At 49.6% G+C, this 22,733-nt stretch carries 22 protein-coding genes; 8 read left to right on the top strand and 14 right to left on the bottom strand.

The genetic code is table 11. From position 1 onward, the window contains the following. Window positions 1-68 precede the first annotated feature (68 nt). A complete protein-coding gene (gene queE / locus CCE91_RS04745) occupies window positions 69-740 on the bottom strand; it encodes a 7-carboxy-7-deazaguanine synthase QueE (protein ID WP_086434083.1) in 672 nt (223 codons plus the stop codon). A 98-nt stretch (window positions 741-838) separates the two neighbouring features. On the opposite strand from queE, the gene queC reads away from it, so the two are divergent. Then, the gene (queC, locus tag CCE91_RS04740; RefSeq protein ID WP_086434082.1) at window positions 839-1,495 is read left to right on the top strand and encodes a 7-cyano-7-deazaguanine synthase QueC; all 657 of its coding nucleotides are present in this window, start codon (window positions 839-841) and stop codon (window positions 1,493-1,495) included. A gap of 7 nt (window positions 1,496-1,502) precedes the next feature. Here the strand turns inward: queC and nagZ are convergent, their stop codons facing one another. Next, complete coding sequence (nagZ, locus tag CCE91_RS04735) at window positions 1,503-2,516, bottom strand: beta-N-acetylhexosaminidase (protein ID WP_086434832.1); 1,014 nt, start codon at window positions 2,514-2,516, stop codon at window positions 1,503-1,505. 168 nt (window positions 2,517-2,684) lie between these two features. Between nagZ and CCE91_RS04730 the strand changes: the two genes are divergently transcribed. Further along, window positions 2,685-4,058: a S41 family peptidase gene (locus CCE91_RS04730; RefSeq protein WP_086434081.1), complete on the top strand. Its 1,374-nt coding sequence runs from the start codon at window positions 2,685-2,687 to the stop codon at window positions 4,056-4,058. On the opposite strand, the gene CCE91_RS04725 is transcribed toward CCE91_RS04730, so the two are convergent. From CCE91_RS04725 to hemA, 10 genes are all read right to left on the bottom strand, one after another. After that, the gene (locus CCE91_RS04725; RefSeq protein ID WP_086434080.1) at window positions 4,055-6,541 is read right to left on the bottom strand and encodes an acyl-CoA dehydrogenase; all 2,487 of its coding nucleotides are present in this window, start codon (window positions 6,539-6,541) and stop codon (window positions 4,055-4,057) included. The genes CCE91_RS04730 and CCE91_RS04725 overlap by 4 nt on opposite strands. Window positions 6,542-6,581: 40 nt before the next feature. After that, window positions 6,582-7,223 carry a TetR/AcrR family transcriptional regulator gene (locus tag CCE91_RS04720; RefSeq protein ID WP_086434079.1) on the bottom strand — a complete coding sequence of 214 codons (642 nt, stop codon included), beginning with the start codon at window positions 7,221-7,223 and terminating at the stop codon, window positions 6,582-6,584. 98 nt (window positions 7,224-7,321) lie between these two features. Then, window positions 7,322-8,170, bottom strand: a complete 849-nt coding sequence (gene kdsA, locus CCE91_RS04715) for a 3-deoxy-8-phosphooctulonate synthase (RefSeq protein ID WP_086434831.1) — start codon at window positions 8,168-8,170, stop codon at window positions 7,322-7,324. An 81-nt stretch (window positions 8,171-8,251) separates the two neighbouring features. Continuing rightward, window positions 8,252-9,499, bottom strand: a complete 1,248-nt coding sequence (locus tag CCE91_RS04710; protein ID WP_086434078.1) for a DUF819 family protein — start codon at window positions 9,497-9,499, stop codon at window positions 8,252-8,254. 52 nt (window positions 9,500-9,551) lie between these two features. Next, the gene (locus CCE91_RS04705; RefSeq protein WP_086434077.1) at window positions 9,552-10,355 is read right to left on the bottom strand and encodes a SirB1 family protein; all 804 of its coding nucleotides are present in this window, start codon (window positions 10,353-10,355) and stop codon (window positions 9,552-9,554) included. 45 nt (window positions 10,356-10,400) lie between these two features. Further along, on the bottom strand, window positions 10,401-10,766 hold the full coding sequence (locus tag CCE91_RS04700; RefSeq protein ID WP_327078326.1) for a SirB2 family protein: 366 nt from the start codon (window positions 10,764-10,766) through the stop codon (window positions 10,401-10,403). 15 nt (window positions 10,767-10,781) lie between these two features. After that, window positions 10,782-12,278 carry a DUF3369 domain-containing protein gene (locus CCE91_RS04695; protein ID WP_086434075.1) on the bottom strand — a complete coding sequence of 499 codons (1,497 nt, stop codon included), beginning with the start codon at window positions 12,276-12,278 and terminating at the stop codon, window positions 10,782-10,784. Window positions 12,279-12,369: 91 nt separating this feature from the next. Further along, complete coding sequence (prmC, locus tag CCE91_RS04690) at window positions 12,370-13,224, bottom strand: peptide chain release factor N(5)-glutamine methyltransferase (protein ID WP_234996259.1); 855 nt, start codon at window positions 13,222-13,224, stop codon at window positions 12,370-12,372. Between the two features lie 18 nt (window positions 13,225-13,242). Then, window positions 13,243-14,328, bottom strand: a complete 1,086-nt coding sequence (gene prfA / locus CCE91_RS04685) for a peptide chain release factor 1 (RefSeq protein ID WP_086434074.1) — start codon at window positions 14,326-14,328, stop codon at window positions 13,243-13,245. A 15-nt stretch (window positions 14,329-14,343) separates the two neighbouring features. Next, window positions 14,344-15,597 (bottom strand): glutamyl-tRNA reductase, encoded by a 1,254-nt coding sequence (hemA, locus tag CCE91_RS04680; protein ID WP_086434073.1) that lies wholly within the window; start codon window positions 15,595-15,597, stop codon window positions 14,344-14,346. Window positions 15,598-15,768: 171 nt separating this feature from the next. Between hemA and lolB the strand changes: the two genes are divergently transcribed. The 6 genes from lolB to ychF all read left to right on the top strand — a co-directional run bounded on the left by lolB (window position 15,769) and on the right by ychF (window position 20,831). Then, complete coding sequence (lolB, locus tag CCE91_RS04675) at window positions 15,769-16,398, top strand: lipoprotein insertase outer membrane protein LolB (protein ID WP_086434072.1); 630 nt, start codon at window positions 15,769-15,771, stop codon at window positions 16,396-16,398. Next, window positions 16,380-17,267 (top strand): 4-(cytidine 5'-diphospho)-2-C-methyl-D-erythritol kinase, encoded by an 888-nt coding sequence (gene ispE / locus CCE91_RS04670; RefSeq protein ID WP_086434071.1) that lies wholly within the window; start codon window positions 16,380-16,382, stop codon window positions 17,265-17,267. Before lolB ends, ispE begins: the two co-directional genes overlap by 19 nt. Window position 17,268: 1 nt before the next feature. Then, a complete protein-coding gene (locus tag CCE91_RS04665) occupies window positions 17,269-18,216 on the top strand; it encodes a ribose-phosphate pyrophosphokinase (RefSeq protein ID WP_126797151.1) in 948 nt (315 codons plus the stop codon). A gap of 213 nt (window positions 18,217-18,429) precedes the next feature. Next, window positions 18,430-19,119 (top strand): 50S ribosomal protein L25/general stress protein Ctc, encoded by a 690-nt coding sequence (locus tag CCE91_RS04660; RefSeq protein WP_086434070.1) that lies wholly within the window; start codon window positions 18,430-18,432, stop codon window positions 19,117-19,119. Window positions 19,120-19,127: 8 nt separating this feature from the next. Beyond that, window positions 19,128-19,715, top strand: a complete 588-nt coding sequence (pth, locus tag CCE91_RS04655) for an aminoacyl-tRNA hydrolase (RefSeq protein WP_086434069.1) — start codon at window positions 19,128-19,130, stop codon at window positions 19,713-19,715. 24 nt (window positions 19,716-19,739) lie between these two features. Beyond that, on the top strand, window positions 19,740-20,831 hold the full coding sequence (gene ychF, locus CCE91_RS04650; protein ID WP_086434068.1) for a redox-regulated ATPase YchF: 1,092 nt from the start codon (window positions 19,740-19,742) through the stop codon (window positions 20,829-20,831). 92 nt (window positions 20,832-20,923) lie between these two features. Here the strand turns inward: ychF and CCE91_RS04645 are convergent, their stop codons facing one another. Both CCE91_RS04645 and CCE91_RS04640 read right to left on the bottom strand, forming a co-directional pair. After that, window positions 20,924-22,300, bottom strand: coding sequence for a YfcC family protein (locus tag CCE91_RS04645; protein WP_086434067.1), 1,377 nt, complete (start codon window positions 22,298-22,300; stop codon window positions 20,924-20,926). A 5-nt stretch (window positions 22,301-22,305) separates the two neighbouring features. Continuing rightward, complete coding sequence (locus CCE91_RS04640) at window positions 22,306-22,728, bottom strand: group I truncated hemoglobin (RefSeq protein WP_198677986.1); 423 nt, start codon at window positions 22,726-22,728, stop codon at window positions 22,306-22,308. Window positions 22,729-22,733 lie beyond the last annotated feature (5 nt).

The raw sequence follows: 22,733 nt of genomic DNA, 5'->3' as shown, positions 1-22,733 counted from the left end.
CTTAGAAAACAAGTTATGGAAAAAGTATAAGGCTCTACTGAGGCGGTGCCGGGCTTATCCGCTATCGCTTACTCGATAGCAAGGTACTTATGCAGCTGCACCGAAAGCCGCCAGTTACGGGCTATGCAGGTTTCAATGGCAAGCTCGGTGGCGCGTGGGCGCTGGCTTATGGGTTGCAGCGAAATGCTGGTTGAGGCTTTTGGCGGACAGCGTTTTAGTAGGTTGTCTAACGCGTCGATATGCTTTTGCATGGCAACCGGATGCTTTATTTCATCGGCGCGCTGCATGCAGTCGGGGCGCACTAAGTAGCCGCCTGGCATGTCCAGTTTAGGTGACACTGTTACCCAGGTGTTGGCGGTAAGTAGTAACTCGAAGGTTCCGCTGGTTTCTATTTGCAGGCGGTAGCCTGCGGCTTCCAGGGCTTCGCCTAGTGGGCGTAAGTCGTACATGGCAGGTTCGCCACCGGTTAGTACAATGTGTTTGGCGGTATAACCAGCATCTATCAGAGCCTGCACAATTTGTTCAGCGCTAAGTTCGGCCCAGGTGGGTGCGGCGGCGCCTTTGTTTATGACCTGCTTTACCGCTACTTTGTTTTGCGGTTCCAGCTCCCAGGTATGTTGGGTGTCGCACCAGGGGCAACCTACCGGGCAGCCCTGCAGGCGAATAAATATTGCCGGTGCACCGGTGAACAGGCCTTCGCCCTGAATAGTCTGGAAAATTTCATTTATAGGATAGAGCATCGAATAGCCACGCAGTTGCCGTAAAAATTAGTTAAACTATCCGCATAGCGAACCGGATAACGCTGGTTTAAGCAGCATAGTATAAAGAGGGGACCCTTGTGGCGCAAAAGGTTGTGGTTATTTATTCAGGCGGAATGGACTCATTTACGGTATTGCACCGGGCTTTGGCCGACGGCTGCGAAGTGTACGCCTTGTCGTTTGACTACGGGCAGCGCCATTCCAAAGAGCTAAAGTATGCGGCCAATGTATGCGAAAAGCAGGGAATACCGCATAAAATCGTTGATATTACCGCCATTAACCAGTTGCTAGCTGGTAGCTCGTTAACCGACAATATTGATATTCCCGAAGGCCACTACGAAGAAGACTCCATGAAATCTACCGTGGTACCAAACCGCAATATGATTTTGTTAAGTTTGGCTATTGGCTATGCGGTGTCATTGAAGGCTGATGCGGTTTATTACGGTGCACACTCGGGCGACCACGCTATATACCCCGACTGCCGCCCTGAATTTGTGCTGAAAATGAATGAAGTAAGCTTGCTGGCCAACTACGAGCTGGTAGCTGTGCACTCGCCTTACCTTGAGCAAGACAAAGCCGCCATTTTAGCCGACGGCATTGCTATGGGGCTTGATTACGCTAATACCTGGACCTGCTACAATGGCCGCGAAAAAGCCTGTGGTAAATGTGGTGCCTGCGTTGAGCGGATGGAAGCCTTTGCGGCTAACCAGCAGACCGACCCCATCCCTTATGAATAGTCCCAGCTTATTTTAACGATTCAATAATTTTCTGCGCACCATGCCAGCGCGGATGGTTACGCAAGGTAGCCAGCGGCAATGCTGCTGGCTTGGCCAGCGCACGGTAGGCTTTGTCACCACATAACTTGCCCTGCTCTACCAGCGGCTGTACAGCTTCAATTACTTCAATAGCACCCTGGCGATCATTACAGGCTAATACCATGTCGCAGCCGGCTTCTAACGCCGCATGTGCGCGGTCGCTCATGCTGCCCGCAACTTTAGCGCCTGCCATAGCTAAATCATCACTGAAAATAACACCCTGAAAACCTAATTGTTTGCGCAGCACGTCCTGTAACCAGAAACGTGAGAAGCCAGCCGGGTGCTTGCATAGCTCAGGGTAAATCACATGCGCAGGCATAATGGCGTCCAGACAGGTCGCCAGTTCGGCAAATGCAGGTATATCTACCGCGTTGATTTCGTCCCAACTGCGCTCGTCTACCGGAATATCAAAATGTGAATCAGCTACTACCGAGCCATGGCCGGGAAAGTGCTTGCCGGTGGTTTTCATGCCAGCCTGATGCATACCGCGAATAAAGGCGCGGGCAATAGGTACTATGGCAGCGGCATCGTCACCAAAGGCGCGATCACCAATAACGGCACTTACGCCTTTAATATCCAGCACCGGGGCAAAGCTAATGTCGATGTCCAGCGCCTGCACTTCGGTGGCCATTAACCAAGCTAGTTCCTGCGCCCACTGTTGCGCCTGAGCCTGATCGGCAGCCTGGTCACCAATTTTGTACATAGCTGGAATAGCCGAAAAGCCATCACGAAACCTTTGTACCCGCCCACCTTCATGATCAACCGCCAGAATCAACGGGTTACGCGCAGCGGCACGCGTTTGGCGCACCAATTCGGTCATTTGCTCCGGGTTTTCATAGTTGCGGGTAAAATAAATAACGCCACCCACCGCCGGATGCGATAACAATTCACGCTCTTCAGCATTTAGTTCTGGACCTTGCAAGTCAACCATTACTGCGGTCATAGCACGCTCTTCTTTGGCAGTTAAAAACAGTGTTCGGGAACACGAAACGGCATGCAGTTTGCCAAATTTGCGCGCGTTCGTCACCCGAGAAAAATTTGTGCTGGACTAACAATGGCTAAGTTCTGCTAGAATCATTCATTAACAGCCTGTTAACTTGTGAGATCCGCCATGCCAGTACCTGCCCTAAAACCTTTTGCACACCGCGCCAGCCGGGTGGCTGTTGTGGTTAGTAGTATTTTGCTTGCTGCCTGCGGTGGTGACGAAGTAGCTCCAACACCTGGCGGCGGTGCGGGCGTGTGCAGCGTGCAGGGGCAAAAAGAGTTACTGCTGGACTACATGTACGAAGACTATTTTTGGGCCGACGACTTGCCTGCCGACATTGATGTAGCCGACTACCCCGATGTTTATGCCATGCTGGCCAACATTCGCGTGCCTGAAGACAGATACAGTTTTTTACTGAGTGAAGCTGAATACCAGGCACGTTTTGTTGATGCTTCTTTTGCTGGCTTTGGTTTTTCCAGCGCCATAACCGACGACAACCGCGTATTCATGCGCTACGTGTACAACGACTCTCCTGCTGCCCAGGCCGGCTTGCAACGCGCCGACGAGCTAATCAGTGTTGCTGGTGAGCCGGTAAGTACTCTGATTGCAGAAAACCGCCTGAACGAGGCCTTGGGCCCCAGTACCGTGGGCACCACGGTAGCACTGGAATGGCGTAGCCCTAACGGCACCACGCAAAGCGCACAGGTAACCAAAGACAACGTAGAAACCAATACGGTGTTTGCACCCACAGTTTACTCGGTTGACGACCGCATGGTTGGCTACTTTGTGCTAGACAGCTTTATTGAGCGTACCGGCGAAGATTTGAACGAAGCTTACGACATTATGGCAGCCGCCAACGTAGACGACTTAATTATTGATGTGCGCTACAACGGCGGTGGCTTAATTAACTATGCCAATCAGTTGGCCAGCCAGGCTGCAGGTAACAACGTATTGGGTAATGTGTTTGTTACCTACAACTTCAATAGTAACAATCAGAATCGCAACCAAACCAGCTTGTTCAATCTGGTAGATGGCGTGCAGCAGCTCGATTTAGACCGGGTGTTTGTATTAACTACCGGAGCTAGCTGTTCGTCGTCTGAAATACTGATCAATTCGCTACGGCCGTTTGTAGAAGTGGTGGCTATTGGCGAAACCACCTGCGGTAAGCCGGTTGGCCAATCGGTTACCCAGTTGTGTGACAAACGCACCTTTGTGGTGAATTTTGAAACGGTAAATGCGTTGGGTCAGGGTCGTTACTACTTCGGCTTAGCACCAAATTGTCCTGTACAAGACGCCATTGTGGCAGACTGGGGTAACCCGCTGGATCCGCTGCAAGGCGCAGCAAACGAGTATATTAGTACTGGAAGTTGCCCGGCAAGTGGTAGTGCCGTAGCTGGGCTGGCAGAAAAACAGCAGCCCGCAGAGCAGGCTGACACACTTTCTGACTCGCAGACTAAGCGGCCACCTCTGCTCATTGAGAAGTGGCGCACCGAGTATTAATCGTCAGTCGATTTCTTAGTCGTTGCAGATTTGCTTGCGGTTTTCTTCGCCGCAGGCTTTTTCGCTGCCGGTTTCTTAGTGGCAGAAGAGCTTGCAGCTGACGAACTAGCAGCCGGTTTTTTAGCTGCCGAAGCTTTCGCCGCTGGCTTTTTCGCTGGTGCCGGCGGACGTACCGCATCTACTACATCAAACTCACCTTTGCTAAGCGCATCGCCTTTGAAGCTGTCTACCGCAATGGCACCCATGCGCAGTGCTTCGGTTTCGCGCAGCGCGTCAGCGGTTTTCTTATCAATCAGCTTAGCTTCCAACGCCGCATCTGCCAGCGCATCACCATGCAAGTCTGGCGCAATGTCACCACGTTTCTCAGCTTTGCGTAGGCTCTTGTACAAATCTTCGTGCTCAAGCATGGCTAAAAAGGCTTTTTCCATATGCCCGGTTGCGTCGTTGGCATCGTCTTTCCAATAGCACAGGAAAGTGTGACGATCTCGAGCCACACCAGCTACCATCATGCTGTCGCTAATAGCCTGCAGCACGTCGTCTGACGCTTTGTGAAAATGAATACCAAACGGATAAGTCACCAGACGCATGGTCCAGGCAATAAAGCGATTCGGGAAGTTAGTAAACACGCCCCTAAATGCCTCACCACACTTATGCAAATGATGTTCAATGGCATACTGCACGTAAGGTAAGTCAGCAGCCTGACGACCATCGTCTTCGTAACGCTTCAGTACCGCCGACGCCATATACAGGTGGCTCAACACATCGCCTAAGCGGGCAGAAATCATTTCCTTACGCTTCAAATCACCACCTAAGCTAAGCATTGACATATCAGCCACTAAGGCCAGGTTACGGCTTACGCGCGACAGTTGTTGATAGTAACGCGCAGTTGGACCACTTACCGGGCTCTTGTTAAAGCGTGCCCCAGTAAGCCCCATCAGTAGCGACATAAAAAAGTTACCGGCAGCAAAGCCAACATGCTTCACTAACAAGGAATCGAACTCACGCAATCCTTCTTCTTCATCAGGATTAGCCGCAGCGTCCATTTCTTTCAGAACATAGGGATGGCAACGGGTGGCGCCCTGACCAAATATCATCAGGTTACGGGTTAGAATGTTCGCGCCCTCTACCGTAATAGAAACCGGTACGCCCATGTAACCATGGCCAAGGTAGTTCTTCGGACCTAGCTGAATACCTTTACCGGCGTGAACGTCCATGGCTGCGTCCATTACGTCACGGCCCATTTCCGTCATGTGATACTTAGTCATGGCCGTTACTACCGATGGGCTTTTACCTTCGCACAAAGCGGCAACGGTAAGGCGACGCATAGACTCAATAATGTAGTTTTGACCACCAATGAAGCCCATGGCTTCCTGCACGCCCTCAAATTTACCAATTGGCAATCCGAACTGCTGACGCACATAAGCATAAGCGCCAGTCATACGTTGTGACAGGTGGCCAGTTGCCGCAGCAACCGCGGGTAATGAGATACCGCGACCGGCTGACAAACATTCAACCAGCATCCGCCAGCCTTTACCGGCGTAATCCACACCACCAATAATCCAGTCCAGCGGAATGAATACGTCTTTACCGCGGGTAGTACCGTTCATAAAGGCCTGGTTCAACGGGAAGTGACGCTCGCCAGTTTCAACACCATCATGGCTGGTAGGAATAAGCGCGCAGGTAATACCCAGCTCTTTTTTGTCACCAATTAACTGGTCCGGATCATACAGCTTAAATGCCAGACCCAGTACGGTGGCTACTGGAGCCAGCGTAATGTAACGCTTGTCCCAGTTCAGACGAATACCAACCACTTCTTTGCCTTCGTGCTTACCTTTGCAAATAACGCCTGAATCCGGAATAGCACCCGCATCAGAACCCGCTTCCGGACCTGTTAAAGCAAAACATGGAATATCAGTGCCGTCGGCCAGAGTTGGTAACCAACGGTCTTTTTGCTCTTTGGTACCATATTCAGTCAGTAATTCGCCCGGACCTAGTGAGTTCGGCACCATAACGGTTACCGCAGCACTGATAGATCGGGTGGCAATACGCGACACAATGTGCGAGTTCGCAGCGGCACTGAATTCTAAACCACCGTATTCTTTGCCAATAATCATGGCGAAGAATTTTTCTTTGCGAATGTAGTTCCACACTTCTTCCGGCAGATCGTGACGTTCCTGCACAATATCAAAATCGTCCAGCATGCCCATTAGGGTTTCTAACTGGTTATCAATAAAGTGTTGTTCTTCTTTGCTGAAGGTTGGCACCGGAACTTTATGTAAGGTTTCCCAGTCCGGACGACCACTAAATAGTTCAGCATCCCACCATACGTCGCCGGCTTGCATAGCTTCGCGCTCAGTCGTAGACATAGGCGGTAGAATACGCTTAAAAACCTTAAAGAAAGGTCGCGTTATTAGGCTGCGGCGAATATCGCCCACTGCCAGAACAACTATTACTGCAACCAGCAGTAGAATAATAATTTCCATGGTGTTCTCCAGAACCTAGTAAACCTAAGTTAAATGTAGCTTAAATTTCGTTTTCATGCGGAGCGTCTAACCCGCCCGCAATAAAAGGAATGAGTTTGTCGATGATATCTTCGGCGCTAACATCCGAATTGAAATCGGCTTTGGCTATTTCCTGCAAAGCCTGGCTGGACACTTGCGCAAACACTGTCGCTCCCAGCACGAAATGGAGCCGCCAAAATACGTCTTCGGCGGTTAATTGCGGGTTTGCCGCATGCAGCAAAGTTACCAGCCGCAAAATCACATCACCGTATTCCTGCATGGTAAAGCGGCGCAAGTGGCCTTGAATTTCTGCGTAGGCATACCCGAGCAGGCTTAAATAAATAGCCGGACCACGTTTATTGATATGAACCAACTCGCGTAATGGTTCACGAAAACAATCAAAAACTTCCCGGGTAGAAATTTGAGGATGAGACTGCAGTTGTTTCAGTTTGGCATCTAAAGCCGGCATAAACAGACTGGAATAGCGTGCTATAACCGCCTGAATTAACGCTTTTTTTGAGCCAAAATGATAGTTTACCGAAGCCAGGTTGACGTTGGCATCCGCAGTAATTTGACGCAGCGAGGTTTGCTCAAAGCCATGTTCGGCGAACAAAGCTTCCGCTGCATTTAGTATTTTGTCTTTTGTTGAGATTCTCGCGGCCATACCTAAACACCAATTTTAAACATGTGTTTAATTTATCGTATGGACGGGATTGGCGCAAGCGCTTGCGCCAGAATAAAACCGTTAGCAAAATGAATAAGTTAAGTAGCGCTGGTATCCAGTGGTTTCAGGCTCTTAATTAACTCGTCCACCGCCTTCATTTGTTCCAGATACTGTTCCAATTTTGACAGCGGCAACGCACAAGGACCGTCGCACAGCGCTTCATCAGGGTTCGGGTGCGCTTCAATAAATAAGCCCGCCAAACCTAGCGCTAAACCTGAACGAGCCAGCTCGGCGGCTTGCGCGCGGCGGCCGTCAGCTGAATCTGCACGCCCACCCGGACGCTGCAGTGCATGAGTGGCATCAAACATCACCGGCGCCATGCGCTTCATGTCGTCCATACCCAGCATATCAACCACCAGGTTGTTATAGCCAAAGCTGGAGCCGCGCTCACACAAAATGACTTTCTGGTTACCCGCTTCAGCAAACTTCTTAATGATATGACGCATTTCGTGCGGTGCCAGAAACTGGGGCTTTTTCACGTTAATAACCGCATCGGTTTTAGCCATAGCTACTACCAGATCTGTTTGCCGCGCCAGAAATGCCGGTAACTGAATAATATCTACTACTTCAGCTACAGGAGCGGCCTGATGCGGTTCGTGAACATCAGTAATAAGTGGCACTTTGAAGGTGTTTTTAATTTCTTCAAAAATGCGCAAGCCCGCTTCCATTCCCGGCCCGCGGTAAGAATTAATAGACGAGCGATTGGCTTTGTCAAAAGACGCTTTAAACACGAAAGGAATACCAAGCTTTTGGGTTACGTTGCAGTAATGCTCGGCAACCTTCATGGCAAGATCACGAGACTCCAGCACATTCATTCCACCGAACAGAGCGAATGGTAGTGCATTTCCCACTTTCACGTCGCCAACTTGAATTACTTGCGTGTTTATCACTGGTTTAATCCTTTTTACTTACGATAAGAAACCGGGCGTTTAAGCTGCACTCTTAAGCTTCATTCTTAAGCTTCATTCTTAAGCTGCAATGACGCGCAGAATCTGACCACATAAATAAGCCATGTAGGTGCCCACAGCATAACCCAGTACCGCCAACAACACACCTACAGGTGCCAGTGACGGATGGAATGCTGATGCTACCACTGGTGCAGAAGCTGCACCGCCAACGTTCGCCTGACTGGCCACCGCCATATAAAATACCGGGGCGCGCAGCAGCTTAGCTACTAACAAAATCAGACCAGCATGAACTGCCATCCAAATGGCACCAATTAAGAAGTACTTAGGTACGTCCATAATAGCGGTAACGTCCATGTGCAAGCCAATAGCTGCTACCAGAATATACACAAACAGCGAGCCAAACTTCGATGCCCCTACCCCTTCTAAGCGGCGCACCGGCGTAAAGGACAGCGCTATACCTATGGTAGTGGCAATAACAATAAGCCAGAAGAAGCTCTTATCCAGACTGAAGTTAGCCAGGCCCGGTGCATTAGCACTAATCCAGGGCACTATAACCTGCGCGCCCCAGTGACCAATAGCAGCCACGCCAAAAGCTACCGCCATAATCAGCACCACGTCGCGTAGCGAGCTTTCACGACGATGCTCAGCTTCGTAGGTTTCCATGCGCTGCTTAATATTTTCAATAGCGCTCACATCGGCACCGGTGCGGGTATCAATGCGTTTGCTGTTGGCTGCCATATACAGCAGCACGGCCATCCATAAGTTGGCCACAATAATATCTACGGTCACCATGGCCGAGAAAATTTCGCCGCCTACTTCATATACTTCTTTCATGGCGGCCTGGTTAGCACCGCCACCAATCCAGCTACCGGCAATAGTAGTCATGCCGCGCCAAACATCGTTCGGGCCAGCGTTATTTAATATTTCCGGGAAAATAGCGGAAACAATCAGTAGAGCAATGGGCCCGCCAATGACAATACCCAGCGTACCTGTTAAAAACAGAATCAGTGCTTTGGGGCCAAGCCGCAGAATAGATTTAAAATCCAGGCTTAAGGTGAGCAACACTAAACAAGCTGGTAGTAAGTAGTTCATGGCCAGCGGGTAAACGCTGGTGGCATTGCCATCGACAATACCAAAAGTGTTTAACAGTGAAGGTATGAAGTAGCAGAACAGTAGCGCCGGAACGAATTTATATACTTTTTGCCAGACTGGGTGCGAGCTATGGCTGGTGTAAAAAATCGCGCCAAGAATAACAGCAAGAAGACCAAAAATAATGCCGTCATTGGTGATGAGAGGTGTTGTTTCCACGGCTTCTACTCCATGGGCGTTTGCCCGCTTTTAGTTATTGTTGTTTTTACTATTAATGCAATACACGTTGTGGTGCTGCCCAGCCTTCAAGCTGTAGGCGCAACAATTGTGCACTGGGGTCATCGGGGCATTGTTCGACAAAATACTGGTAATCGTCAACTGCAATGTGCTGACAGTCCAGCTCTTCAAACACATAGCCACGATCACGTATTTCGTAAGGGTCATCAGGTAATACTGTCAGTAGCATTTCCACTACTATAAGCGCCTGTTCAAAATCTTCATCGTTAATAAAAGCGTGCTTCAGTTCACTTAAATAACGCACCAGCACCGCTTTTTGCGGCGTCGCTTCAACCATTTCCCACGAGAAGGTTTCACTGTCGTCGGTCATGTCTTCAAAGCGCAGCTGCAATAAGTCGTCTGCCATGACTTCACCGTTAATGGGGTCAATAAACAAACTCTGCTGGTTGTCGTCAAAACGCAATAATGGGTAGCCTGGGAAGTCCACAATATCGAGTTGTAAACCGGCATAACTGGCGGCTTCCTGAAGCAAGAATGCCAAGGTTACCGGTAAGCCGGTACGTAGTGATATAACCCGATCGATAAGAATGCGGCGACTGCCGGCAACAGGCTCCGGAGCATCGGTAAAGCCCAGTTCCAGATAAAAGGCGTCGCAAATGCTAAGCAGCCTCTCAGCCGGAGCTTGATCTTGATAACGTTCAGCCAGTTGGCCAATCATTTTATAAAAATCAGCCACATAGTGATCGCTGTCACTATGAAAAACCCGGCTGATTTCCCACATAATTTCTATGGTTGGCAGTACTTCCTGCTCAACATCTTCAAGATAGGAAAAACCCATGAAACTCCATGATTCTTTATACAAAACGGCTTTGTTTGCGGCCTGTTAACCGAATATCAGTGACTGCTTACTAAGCGCCACGTGAAACAGAAAACCCAGCCAGCCAATTGCCACTACAAAACCGGCGATTTGCCAAACTTTGGTGGTGGCTTTTAGTGCTACCAGACCCGCCAGAATATAACCAATCAAACCAATTAGCTTGTCGGTAACCCAGGGGGTTTGGAATGGATACTGGTTAATCTGCATCATCAGCATAATGGCACTAATAAGTAACAAGGTGTCATTCACATGCGGAACAACTTTCACCCATTTCTGCTGCAGCTTGGGCGAATTGCGCAAACGCCAAATAAAACGAACCACGAATAATATCACACTTATGGCAATAAAAGTGAGGTGGAGGTGTTTGAACATCATGTACATGCTTAGTTAGCCCTGTTGTTTTTTATAAGTAGTTGCCAAGTCGGCAAAGTGAGATTGAATATAGTCAAGCAACTCAGGTGCAAAGTAACGCCCCCGCTCTGAATCCAGTCGCGCGAGAATTGCGTCTTCGCCCAACTCTTGTTGCAACCAGTTCCCCAGTAATCCGGCCAACTGAATAATTTGGCTGGTCATGGCAATTTGGGCGCCTTCCTTACCGCTTGGCAAACCCATGCCGTCCCAGCGTTCAGACCGTTCACGCAAGGCCAAATAGGCCATTTGCGTAGCCGGGTGCTTACTTTCGGATAAAGCGCGCAACGAGCGGTTAATACGTTGCTGACAAATTGCGATAGTAGCCGCAGTATTTTCTTGCTGTAGCTGTTGAAACATACCCTCCGCCTGATGATACAGCCGGGTTGCCGCCATCACATGCGTAGTATCTTTATGCTTAACGCCTTCGCTCAATTGGTGTGCCAACGAAGCAACCGGATTACTAGCTCTGGCTGATTCACCACCGCTTAACTCGGTCATCCACTCGTCGGCCATGGTTGCCAGGAAGCGATCGGCGTCTTGCCAACTAATCACATTGTCGTGCGCCACTTGAACGTTTTCAGCAAACAGCTGTAATAAATGCTTGTCGTCTTCGGTAAGCGTTCTTGAAAAACCACGTAAAAACAGCAAGGCCCCCTGCGGCTGAGAATTGCTGCGGCAATAAGCCAGGGCAAAATCTTCACCATAGTAAACGCTTTGTGCCCGCACTACCTGATCCACTTCAGCCAATGCATCGCGCGGTAACACCGAGCGGATAGCCTGCCCCAATGCCTCATCGGAGTCGCGACCATAAGCCGCCTTCACTTCAAATTTGTCACTACGGCCAGTTCTGTCTGCTACCGCATAAAAAGTTTCTCGCGCACCACCTAATACCCAACTTAATTGCTGCACTAAGCCATCGACAAAGCTTTCCATGCTCTGCAATGCATACAAATTGGTTGCTGCAGCAATAACTTTTTCAAGCCCCTGCCGGCTCTGATCAATAGACATAATGTCGCGATAAGAACGTAGCGAGGACATCACCGTGGTAAAGAGCTTCTGGGCGGTTAATTCGGTTTTCGATTTATAGTCGTTAATATCGTAATTAATAATAACGGTGCGCTCGGGAGCCTGACCTGGCTGGCCGGTACGCAAAATAATACGGGGGAATCTGTTGTGTACTTCTTCACGAATGTAGCGGGCAACTTGTAAACCGGCATCATCGGTTTCCATCACCACATCTAAGAGAACAATGGCAGCATCAGGGTGTTCGTTCACTAACTCCCGCGCTTCTTCACCAGAATAAGCACTGTAAAACTTTAGCCCGCGCCCCAGAAAACTAAAGTCGCTTAAGGCAAGTTTGGTAACAGCATGCACTTCAGGTTCATCATCTACAATGAGAACTTTCCAGTAGTCTTCAGGCAGTTTTTTTGCCTGTACTGCCGGTTCATCGGCAAACATATACGGATTGTTCATGATCTCGGTACACTCCTCTACCACAATCATCGGCAACTAACCGACAGCGTTTTAAAGCGCTGTTTACCCACTCGCCGATTGGTGTAAGTGGTTAGTGCGCTGTGGAAAATCGCCCTATAGTCACACGATCAACATTAGCATAATCTGCCAGACTACTAACGTTTTTGTAACCTTTTTTGATGAAAAGATCGCGCACCGCTTCTGCCTGCTGCCAGCCATGCTCAATTGCCAGCCAGCCAGCGGGCTTTAAATAGTGCTGAGACAAGTCAATAATTGCCTGAATATCGGCCAGCCCGGACGCCTGGGCAACCAAGGCGCTATGCGGTTCGAAACGCACATCACCACGGCTTAAATGCTCATCCTCAGCGTCAATATAAGGTGGGTTCGACACAATCAAATCAAACCGTGCTTCCGCTTCCAGCGCACTAAACCAATTACTTTCCAGTACGGTAATTGGCAATTGCAGGCGGGCACTATTCTCTTTCGCCAGCGCTACCGCAGCAGCAGACTTATCAACAGCGGTTACTTGAAAGTGGTGGCGTTCAGATTTTATCGCCAGTGCAATAGCACCTGTTCCTGTGCCTAAATCCAGCACTTCGGCTTGTTCTGGAAGTTGCAAGTCAAGCGCTGCGGCCACCAAAGTTTCAGTGTCCGGCCGAGGAATGAGGGTGCTGTTGTTTACTTGCAGGGGTAACGACCAGAACTCACGTTCGCCGGTAAGATGCGCAACCGGATGACCTGCCTTGCGCTGTTCCAGCAGGTTAAAAAACTGCTCCTGCTCGTCAGCGGTTACTATTTTTTCCGGCCAGGTGCGTAACTGGGTGCGGCTTTTTTTCAGCACAAAGCCCAGTAGTACCTCGGCATCTAGCCTGGCACTTCCTGAGCTTTGTAACTGCTGGCTCGCATGCTCGAGCAACTCAGCTATGCTGATGTCATTTTCCGTCAAATACACACTCGGTTCAGATTAATTCTCAGACAGCGCTGCCAATTGGTCAGCCTGATGTTCCTGAATAATGGCTTCCAGAATGAGGTCCAGTGACCCGGCCAACACTTCGTCTAAGCGATATAAAGTTAAGTTAATGCGATGGTCACTTACCCGTGACTGCGGGTAGTTGTAAGTTCGGATTCGCTCAGAACGATCGCCGCTACCCACTAAGTTACGTCGCGTGCTTTGTTCTTCAGCTTCACGCTTGTCATCCTGCTGCTGTTGCAAACGAGCCTGCAGTACCGACATCGCCTTGGCGCGGTTTTTATGCTGTGAGCGTTCATCCTGACATTCAACAATAATGCCGCTGGGTACGTGGGTAATACGAATCGCCGAATCAGTTTTATTCACGTGCTGACCACCAGCACCCGACGCGCGATACGTATCAACACGCAAGTCAGCCGGGTTAATTTCAATAGCTTCAGCTTCCGGAACTTCAGGAAGCACAGCTACGGTACAGGCCGACGTATGTACGCGCCCTTGTGATTCAGTTTCAGGAACCCGCTGCACCCGGTGTCCGCCCGATTCAAACTTCATGCGCCCATAAGCACCCTGGCCGCTCACATGAGCAATAATTTCTTTGTAGCCGCCGTGCTCGCCATCGCTGGAGCTGACTATTTCCACGCGCCAGCCACGGTTTTCTGCATAGCGGCTATACATACGGAATAAATCACCAGCAAAAATAGCGGCTTCATCGCCACCCGCACCGGCGCGAATTTCAACATAGCAAGCGCGGTCATCGTTCGGGTCTTTGGGCAACAGTAAAATTTGTAACTGTGACGTTAGCTCTTCCTGCTCCTGTTCAGCACCAGCGAGTTCGTCTTCCGCCATAGCCCGCATTTCAGCATCGTCTTCCTGTAGCATTTCACGCGCAGCTTCGGCGTTCTCTTGCGCTTGTTGAAAGCGAGTAAAGCAGGCCGCTACCTCTTCCAATTGAGAGTATTCACGCGACAGCGCCCGGAATCTGTTTTGATCCTGAATGACGCTGGCATCACCCAACAGGTGCTGCACTTCCTGATAGCGTTCTAATAATCCTTCCAGCTTGCGTTCAATCGATGGATTCATACCGAATCTGTAACCTTATTCTGATTGTTGCTTATAAAGTTTCTGGTACGCGGCCAATGCCGCAATGTCGCCTTCCGCACCGGCTTTACGCATGGCCTGAGTTGGCTCATGCAATAGCTGTTTAGTTAGTTTAGTGGCAAATTCCCGCAATGCGTCCGCAGGCTCTTTACCAGCCTCTAATTGAGCCATGGCTTTACTGAGCTGCTCATCAATCAGGCTTTGGTTGTAGCTGCGATAATCGCGGATCATGTCCACGTTGTTCAGCGACCGTAACCAGCTCATGAAGCTTGCGGTTTGCCCGGCAATAATTTGCTCGCCCTCGGCAGCTGCTTGCTCACGGTTGCGAATATTTTCGGTAATAATTCCCTGTAAATCATCCACCGTATACAAGTAAGCGTCGTCGAGCTCATTCACTTGTTCTTCTATATCACGCGGCACGGCCAAATCAATAAATAGCATGGGCCGGTGCTTGCGCTTCTTCAATGCGGTTTCCACCAGGCCCTTACCAATAATAGGTAAAGTACTGGCAGTAGAGCTAATTACAATATCAGCCTGATAGAGCAACTCAGGCAATTCCGCCAAACCATGAGCTTCGCCGGCAAACTTCTGCGCTAAATCCTGTGCTCGTTGCAGCGTTCGGTTGGCTACCATGAGTCGTTCAATACCTTGCTCGCGCAAATGCTGAGCGGCTAGTTCAGCCGTGTCGCCGGCACCCACCAGCAGTACGTTCGCTTTGCCTAAATCGGCAAAAATGTGACGGGCCAGATTTACCGCAGCAAAAGCCACCGACACGGCGTTTTGACCAACACCGGTTTCAGTGCGAACGGTTTTGGCCACGCCAAAGGTTTTTTGAAATAAACGTTCAAGAATACCGCCCAGCGCGGCATGGCGTTTGGCAAACTGATAAGCTTGCTTCACCTGACCCAGAATTTGTGGCTCGCCCAGCACTAGTGAGTCTAGCCCACTGGCCACTTTCATTAGGTGACCAATAGCTTGCTCATCGCTCAGGGCATACACGTGCTGACGAAGCTGTTCCAGCGACAGCCGATGATAGCCGGCCATCCATCCTAAAATGAGATCTGTTGAGGCATCGCCCTGATAGTAAACCTCAGTGCGATTGCAGGTAGACACAATCACCGCCTCGTTGACACCGCCAAGCTGCTGCAGCGCCGGCAGAGCTAATTCCAGTTGCTCCGGGGTGAACGCAATGCGCTCACGCAGGTCAACAGAAGCAGTAGTATGGTTAACGCCAACGGCAAAGATAGTCATAAATGCGTGATTGAACAGCCTGTACAGACAAGAAAACGGCGCTAATTGTACGTCAAAGCTCAGGTTAAGAAAAGCATTCACGCAGTGTCAGCCGCATGCTTATTACTTCACCTCGGCCGCAACAACGGGTAGTCTATGGCGGGTCTATTACAGGGAATACGTTACTAACTCATGCTACGAATTCTACTTATAAGTGTTATTTGCGCTGTGGTTGCTGGCTGTGCCAGTGCACCACCAGATCGCAACACCACCGCCACAGCTTCGGCACAAGCGCGGGCGCACCAGGCACAACTGGCAACTTTGACCGCATGGCAGTTAGACGGGCAAATTGCGGTGTTTGAGCGCAAAATAGATGAACGCCACGCCGTATATTTGCGCTGGCAACATCAACCCAACGCAACTCAGTTACGCTTCTCGCATCCGTTAAAAGGCACGCTGGCTACCTTAACAGCTGACCCCAGCGGCGCTGTGCTGCAACGTGATGGTGAAGAACCATTGTGGGCGAGCGACATTACTACCTTGCTTGAGCAGCGGCTAAATTTACCGCTGCCGGTGAAGTTGTTGCAGCAAACCGTTATTGGCGCCTTACCTGCCAGTAGTGAACAAATTCGCTATTTAGCCGACGGGACAGTTGCTGACTTTGTGGTAGCAGCCGACCTACAACAATGGCAGGTGAAGTTTCTGACTTATGAATCGGTGCAGTTAAACGAAAAGAATGTATTGTTACCACACCAAGTAGAGCTTACTTCGAATGAATATTTAGTCAGGCTAAGGATTTCAACATGGACGCCGCTCAACTAACAGTTTCTGCGCCTGCAAAACTTAATTTATTCCTCCATATTCTGGGCCGCCGCGACAACGGTTACCACGAACTGCAAACCGTGTTTCAGTTTCTGGATTTCAGCGATACGCTGCATTTCAGCTTAACGCCTACTGTGAATGAAATCCGCTTGCTGGATAGCCCTGCCGACGTCGCCCCAACGGATAATTTAATCTATAAAGCTGCACGGGCACTGCAACAATGGCATAACCAGCCCTTACCCGGAGTGGCTATTCGATTGGAAAAACGTATTCCAATGGGTGGTGGCCTGGGCGGCGGTTCGTCTGATGCGGCTTCAACCTTGCTTGCGCTACGTCAACTGTGGCAGTTAGCTATTAGTGACGCTGAAGTGGCCGAACTGGGTTTAGCGCTTGGTGCCGACGTTCCGGTATTTTTATTTGGCCAGGCCGCTTTTGCTGAAGGTATTGGCGAGCGCTTACAGCCGGTGAACCCAGAGCCCTACTGGTATTTAGTTATTCACCCGCAAGTGCATGTAAGTACAGCGGAAGTGTTCCAACATCCACAACTGCCGCGGCAAACCAAAGCACTGCAGTTGCACGACTGGAACCTGCACAACACCCGTAATGATTGTCAGCAACTGGTCAGTAAACTTCACCCCGAAGTTGCCAAGGCTATCGCGTGGTTGCTAGAATACGCTCCGGCTCGGTTAACCGGCACAGGTGCCTGTGTGTTCGGTTGTTTCACCAGCCAAACTGAAGCCATGCAAGCCTTAACGCAACTCCCTCCAAACTGGAATGGGTTCGTTGCTCGCGGCTTAAATCAGTCTCCGGTCGGTTCTGAATTAGAACTGGCCATGCAGAGCAAACCCACAACCAGACCCGAGGTTTAGTGTGCCTGACATGAAGCTATTCGCTGGCAACGCCACGCCAGAACTTGCCCGAAAAATTGCCGACCGCCTGTATATCAAGTTAGGAGAGGCCGAAGTTGGTCGCTTCAGCGACGGCGAAATCAATGTCATGATTAACGAAAACGTACGTGGATCAGACGTTTTTATTATTCAGTCAACCTGCGCCCCTACCAATGACAACCTGATGGAACTTATTGTTATGGTTGATGCACTGCGACGCGCCTCTGCTGGCCGTATTACGGCAGTTATTCCATACTTTGGTTATGCCCGCCAGGATCGCCGGGTTCGCTCAGCACGGGTACCAATCACCTCGAAAGTAGTCGCCGACTTCTTATCAAGTGTGGGCGTTGACCGCGTACTAACCGTTGATTTGCACGCTGAACAAATTCAGGGCTTTTTCGACGTGCCAGTAGACAACGTATTCGGCAGCCCAGTATTACTTGAGCACATGCGTCAGCAGAATTATGACAACCCAGTTGTGGTATCACCAGATATTGGTGGTGTTGTGCGCGCACGCGCCATTGCCAAACTGCTGAACGACATTGATTTAGCCATTATTGATAAACGTCGTCCGCAAGCCAATGAATCACAGGTTATGCATATAATTGGTGATGTTCAGGGTCGTGACTGCATTATCGTAGATGACATGATTGATACCGGCGGCACCTTGTGTAAAGCCGCAGCAGCGCTGAAAGAACACGGTGCCAAGCGCGTTTTTGCTTACGCCACGCATCCGGTATTCTCTGGCGATGCGGTGAAAAATATTACCAATTCAGATATCGACCAAGTAGTTGTAACCGACAGCATACCACTGCACCCGGATATGAAAGCTTGTCCGAAAGTGCACCAGTTAACCTTAAGTGGCATGCTTTCTGAAGCACTACGTCGGGTTAGTAACGAAGAATCTATTTCGGCCATGTTTGAATATTAATACCTAAACTACTCAGGTATTTATGCAAACACATAAAAAGCCCGCTTGCGGGCTTTTTTGATGGCGCTGGATTTTCTTCACAACCCCGCTTATTCCATTGCCTTTACCCTACTTTAAATGCTACTATTCCGCGCCCTCGAATAACGAGGTTCATGTTCGGTATTTGGTCGCGAATAACGAACACACTATTTCACTACTTGAGAGACTATTATTATGTCTACATTCGAATACGATATTCACGCAGAACTGCGTACCGATTCAGGGAAAGGTGCGAGCCGCCGCCTGCGTCGTGCGGAAAAAGTGCCTGCGATTTTATATGGCGGTAAGAAAGAAGCGGTAGCGCTGACTTTGGATCATAACAAAGTTAACAACATGGCTGATTACGAAGGCTTCTACTCACACATCCTGACTCTGATCATTGATGGTAAGAAGCACCAGGCTATTTTGAAAGACATCCAACGTCACCCTTACAAGCCAAAACTGACTCACCTTGACTTCCAACGTGTAGAAAAAGGTCAGAAGTTACACACGCACATTCCATTGCACTTCTTAAATGAAGAAACTGCGAAAGGCGTGAAAGACGAAGGCGGTGTTGTTGTGCATCACCTGAACGACGTTGAAGTTGAGTGTTTGCCGAAAGACTTACCAGAATACCTGGAAGTTGACGTAGCTAACTTAGCGTTAGGTGAAAACCTGCACTTAACCGACCTGCAATTACCGAAAGGCGTTGAGCTGATGGAATTGCACAAAGGTGAAGACCACGACCAAGCGGTTGTGTCTATTGTTGCACCACGTCTGCAAAAAGAAGAAGACGAAACTGAAACTGACGAAGAAGTTGATGCTGGCGACGTACCTGCTGCTTCTGACAAAGGTTCAGATAAAGAAGAGAAAGACGGCGAATAAGTGTTGTTATGACAACACCTCGTTTGATCGTGGGCCTGGGAAATCCAGGCCCCGACTACGCTTCAACCCGGCACAATGCTGGCGCCTGGCTGGTTAACGAACTAGCACGGCAATACCAACTTACCCTAACCCCAGAAACCAAGTTTTATGGCCTGACGGCACGCATTCAACAAGGTGCGCTGGATGTTCGGTTACTCGTTCCTACAACCTTCATGAACAATAGCGGCAAAGCTATCGCAGCCATGGCTAATTTTTATAAAATTGAGCCGGCAGAAGTGTTAGTGGCATACGACGAACTGGATTTACCGCCAGGAACTGCCAAATTTAAACTCGGTGGTGGCGCGGGTGGTCACAATGGTATTAAGAGTACTATCGCCTGTTTGGGAACGCCTGACTTTATGCGCTTACGCATTGGTATTGGGCACCCGGGGCACAAATCAAAAGTAACAGGTTTTGTACTGGGTAAAGCACCTGCTGCCGAACAAGAATTACTCGACAGCACTATTGATGAAGCTTGCCGTAGTATTGACCTGTTATTCAAAGACGGCTTAACCGCCGCACAACAGCGCCTGCATAGCTTCAAGGCAACCACCTGACAGAACTAACAAGAGAGTAATAGTATGGGATTCAAATGTGGCATCGTAGGCTTACCCAACGTTGGCAAATCTACCCTCTTCAACGCCTTAACCAAGGCCGGTATTGAAGCGGCAAACTTTCCATTTTGCACCATTGAACCTAATACGGGTGTGGTTCCTGTTCCTGACGAACGCTTACAACAGTTAGCTGACATTGTTAACCCGCAGCGCATCGTACCAACCAGCATGGAATTTGTGGACATTGCCGGCCTGGTAAAAGGCGCCTCGAAGGGTGAAGGTCTGGGTAACCAGTTCCTGGCAAACATTCGTGAAACCGATGCTATTGGTCACGTTGTTCGTTGTTTTGAAAACGACAATATTGTGCACGTTGCCGGTAAAGTTGACCCGGCTGAAGACATTGACACTATCAATACTGAATTGGCGTTAGCCGATTTAGACAGCGTTGAGAAATCACTGCATCGCCTGGGCAAAAAAGCCAAAGGTGGTGACAAACAAGCAGCGGCTGAAATTAAAGTACTGGAAAAGCTGCAACCAGCGTTGGAAGAAGGCCACATGGCTCGCTCCGTAACGCTTACCCCGGATGAACGTGCGACTATTCGCTCGTACAACCTGCTGACCTTGAAGCCAACCATGTATATTGCCAACGTGAATGACGATGGCTTTGAAAACAATCCTTACCTGGACAAGGTTCGCGAAATAGCCTCTACCGAGAACGCTATTGTGGTACCTGTGTGTGCAGAAATCGAAGCCGAAATTGCTGAGCTTGATGACAGCGAGCGAGAAGAATTCATGGCTGACCTGGGCTTAACTGAGCCTGGCTTGAACCGCGTTATTCGCGGTGGTTATGAATTGCTGAACTTGCAAACCTACTTCACTGCTGGCGTGAAAGAAGTGCGTGCCTGGACTATTCCGGTAGGCGCTACCGCACCGCAAGCTGCTGGTAAAATTCATACGGACTTCGAAAAAGGCTTTATTCGTGCTGTGGTAGTTGCGTTTAACGACTACATTGAGTTCCGTGGTGAACAAGGCGCGAAAGACGCCGGCAAGCGCCGTGAAGAAGGTAAAGAATATATTGTTAAAGACGGCGACGTTATTCTGTTCCGCTTTAACGTATAAACTGCTTTAGTTCTAACGCAGTTACAAAAAAGCGCTCACGGGTTATCCGGTGAGCGCTTTTTTTATGCTAGTTAGTACTCAGTAAAAATGGCTTAGTAACCAATACTCACCGCAATCACCAAAGCAACCGCGCAGAATATCAATAGCTTCACCAACAAGGGCGCGACGAACTTAAACCAGCGATCGTAAGGTATACCCGCCAGCCCCAGAATACCCATTAACACTGGGTTGGTTGGTACTATCATATTCATCAGGCCATCACCCATTTGAAAGGCTAATACGGCCACCTGACGGCCAATCCCGGAAGTGTCCGCAATAGGCACCATAATCGGCATGGTTACAAACGCCTGACCACTACCCGACGGAATAAAGAAGTTCAGCAGCGACTGAATAACCAGCATCATAACGGCGCCTAAATGCGCGCCTGACGCCTCTACCGGCATCGACAAATAGTAAATAACAGTGTCCAGTACCTGACCGTCTTCCAGCAGCAAAGCAATGGAACGCGCAAAACCAATGAGTAACGCGGTTGCGGTTAATTCGGCAGCACCCTCAATAAAGGTGCGCGCGGCGTCATCAGTAGACAACCGCCCCACTATGGCCGCAAATACGCCTAACCCTAAAAACAACGCGCTGAGCTCGGTTAAATACCAGCCATACTGAGTAATACCCCACACTAACGTAATTAAAACAGCCACGAAGCCCAGCAATATAATCTTATGCTGGCCATTCAGAGCTGGATAGGTTTTCTCTTCCTCAGGCGCATTGGCGCCGCTCACGTCGTGTAACAACGAGTTTTTCGGGTTCTTCAGTACTCGCCGCGAATAGCGATACACATGATGAAAGCCAATGGCAAACATAGGTACCCACAGCATAAGGCGGTACTCGAGCCCCGATGCCGGCTGCACTTCGGCTATAGACTGGGCAATAAGTAGTGTAAACGGATTAAATAACGACAACCCGTAACCAATACCATAGCCAACAATTAAAATACCCATAGCTGCAATAGCATCAAGCTTTAAGGCTCGACACAGCGACACTAACAAAGCCACAAAGATAAGGTACTCTTCGGCTACGCCAATGAGCGCTGAAAAAATACCAAAGGTCAGCATGCCACCGAAAATAAGCCAGCCGGTTTTACCCGCAAAGTTTTCTAACAGGCGTCCGATAACCGCATCTAGCATGCCGGTTTTACGGATAATGCCCATCACCCCGCCAATCAGAAACACAAAGAAGATCACGCCCTGCGCATCGGCCAGCGCACGTGGAATAACGGTAAACAAGTTCAGCGGGTTAACCCCCGGCTGATCTTCTATGGTTGCAAAAGTGCCCTGTAGCACTACTGTTTGTCCGGCAGCATTTTCAGTTCTGTCGAAGCTACCGGCGGGAATAATCCAGGTTAGAACCAGAGCCGCCAGCATTAAGTAGGTCATTAATACCAGCGTGTGCGGGATTTTAAACTTCGCCATACTGCTTACAACCCAACCACTTCGTGATGCATGTCAGCCAATAAGCTCAACAAGCGATTCTGTGCCGTAGTGGGTATTTCTTCGCGTTCCATGGCAATAATCAAATTCTCTACCAGCGCATTAAAATCGGCGTTGGTAATATTCAACCCGGTGTGAATTTTCACCATGTCTTCACCAGTGTAAGTGCAAGGCCCGCCACTGATTTCACATACCTGCTCGGTTAGCATTTGATGCAAACGGTCAATATCGGTATCCGCAAATTGGTCGGCAATGCGGTCATCACCGGCGAGTTCGTACAGCATTTCAGCCATGACATTACTGATGCCTTCTTTGCCACCAAGCTCCTGATACAAAGAGTCATCTGCCTGCACGGATCCGGACAGCCCCATTAGCAGCATAACCGCAATTAAACGAGTTTTAAAAATCATATCTG

This window comes from Pseudidiomarina planktonica, from assembly GCF_900177775.1.
Lineage (GTDB): Bacteria > Pseudomonadota > Gammaproteobacteria > Enterobacterales > Alteromonadaceae > Pseudidiomarina > Pseudidiomarina planktonica.
Note: the sequence above shows the minus strand (reverse complement) of the source record. Positions and strands in the feature narration are given on the sequence as shown.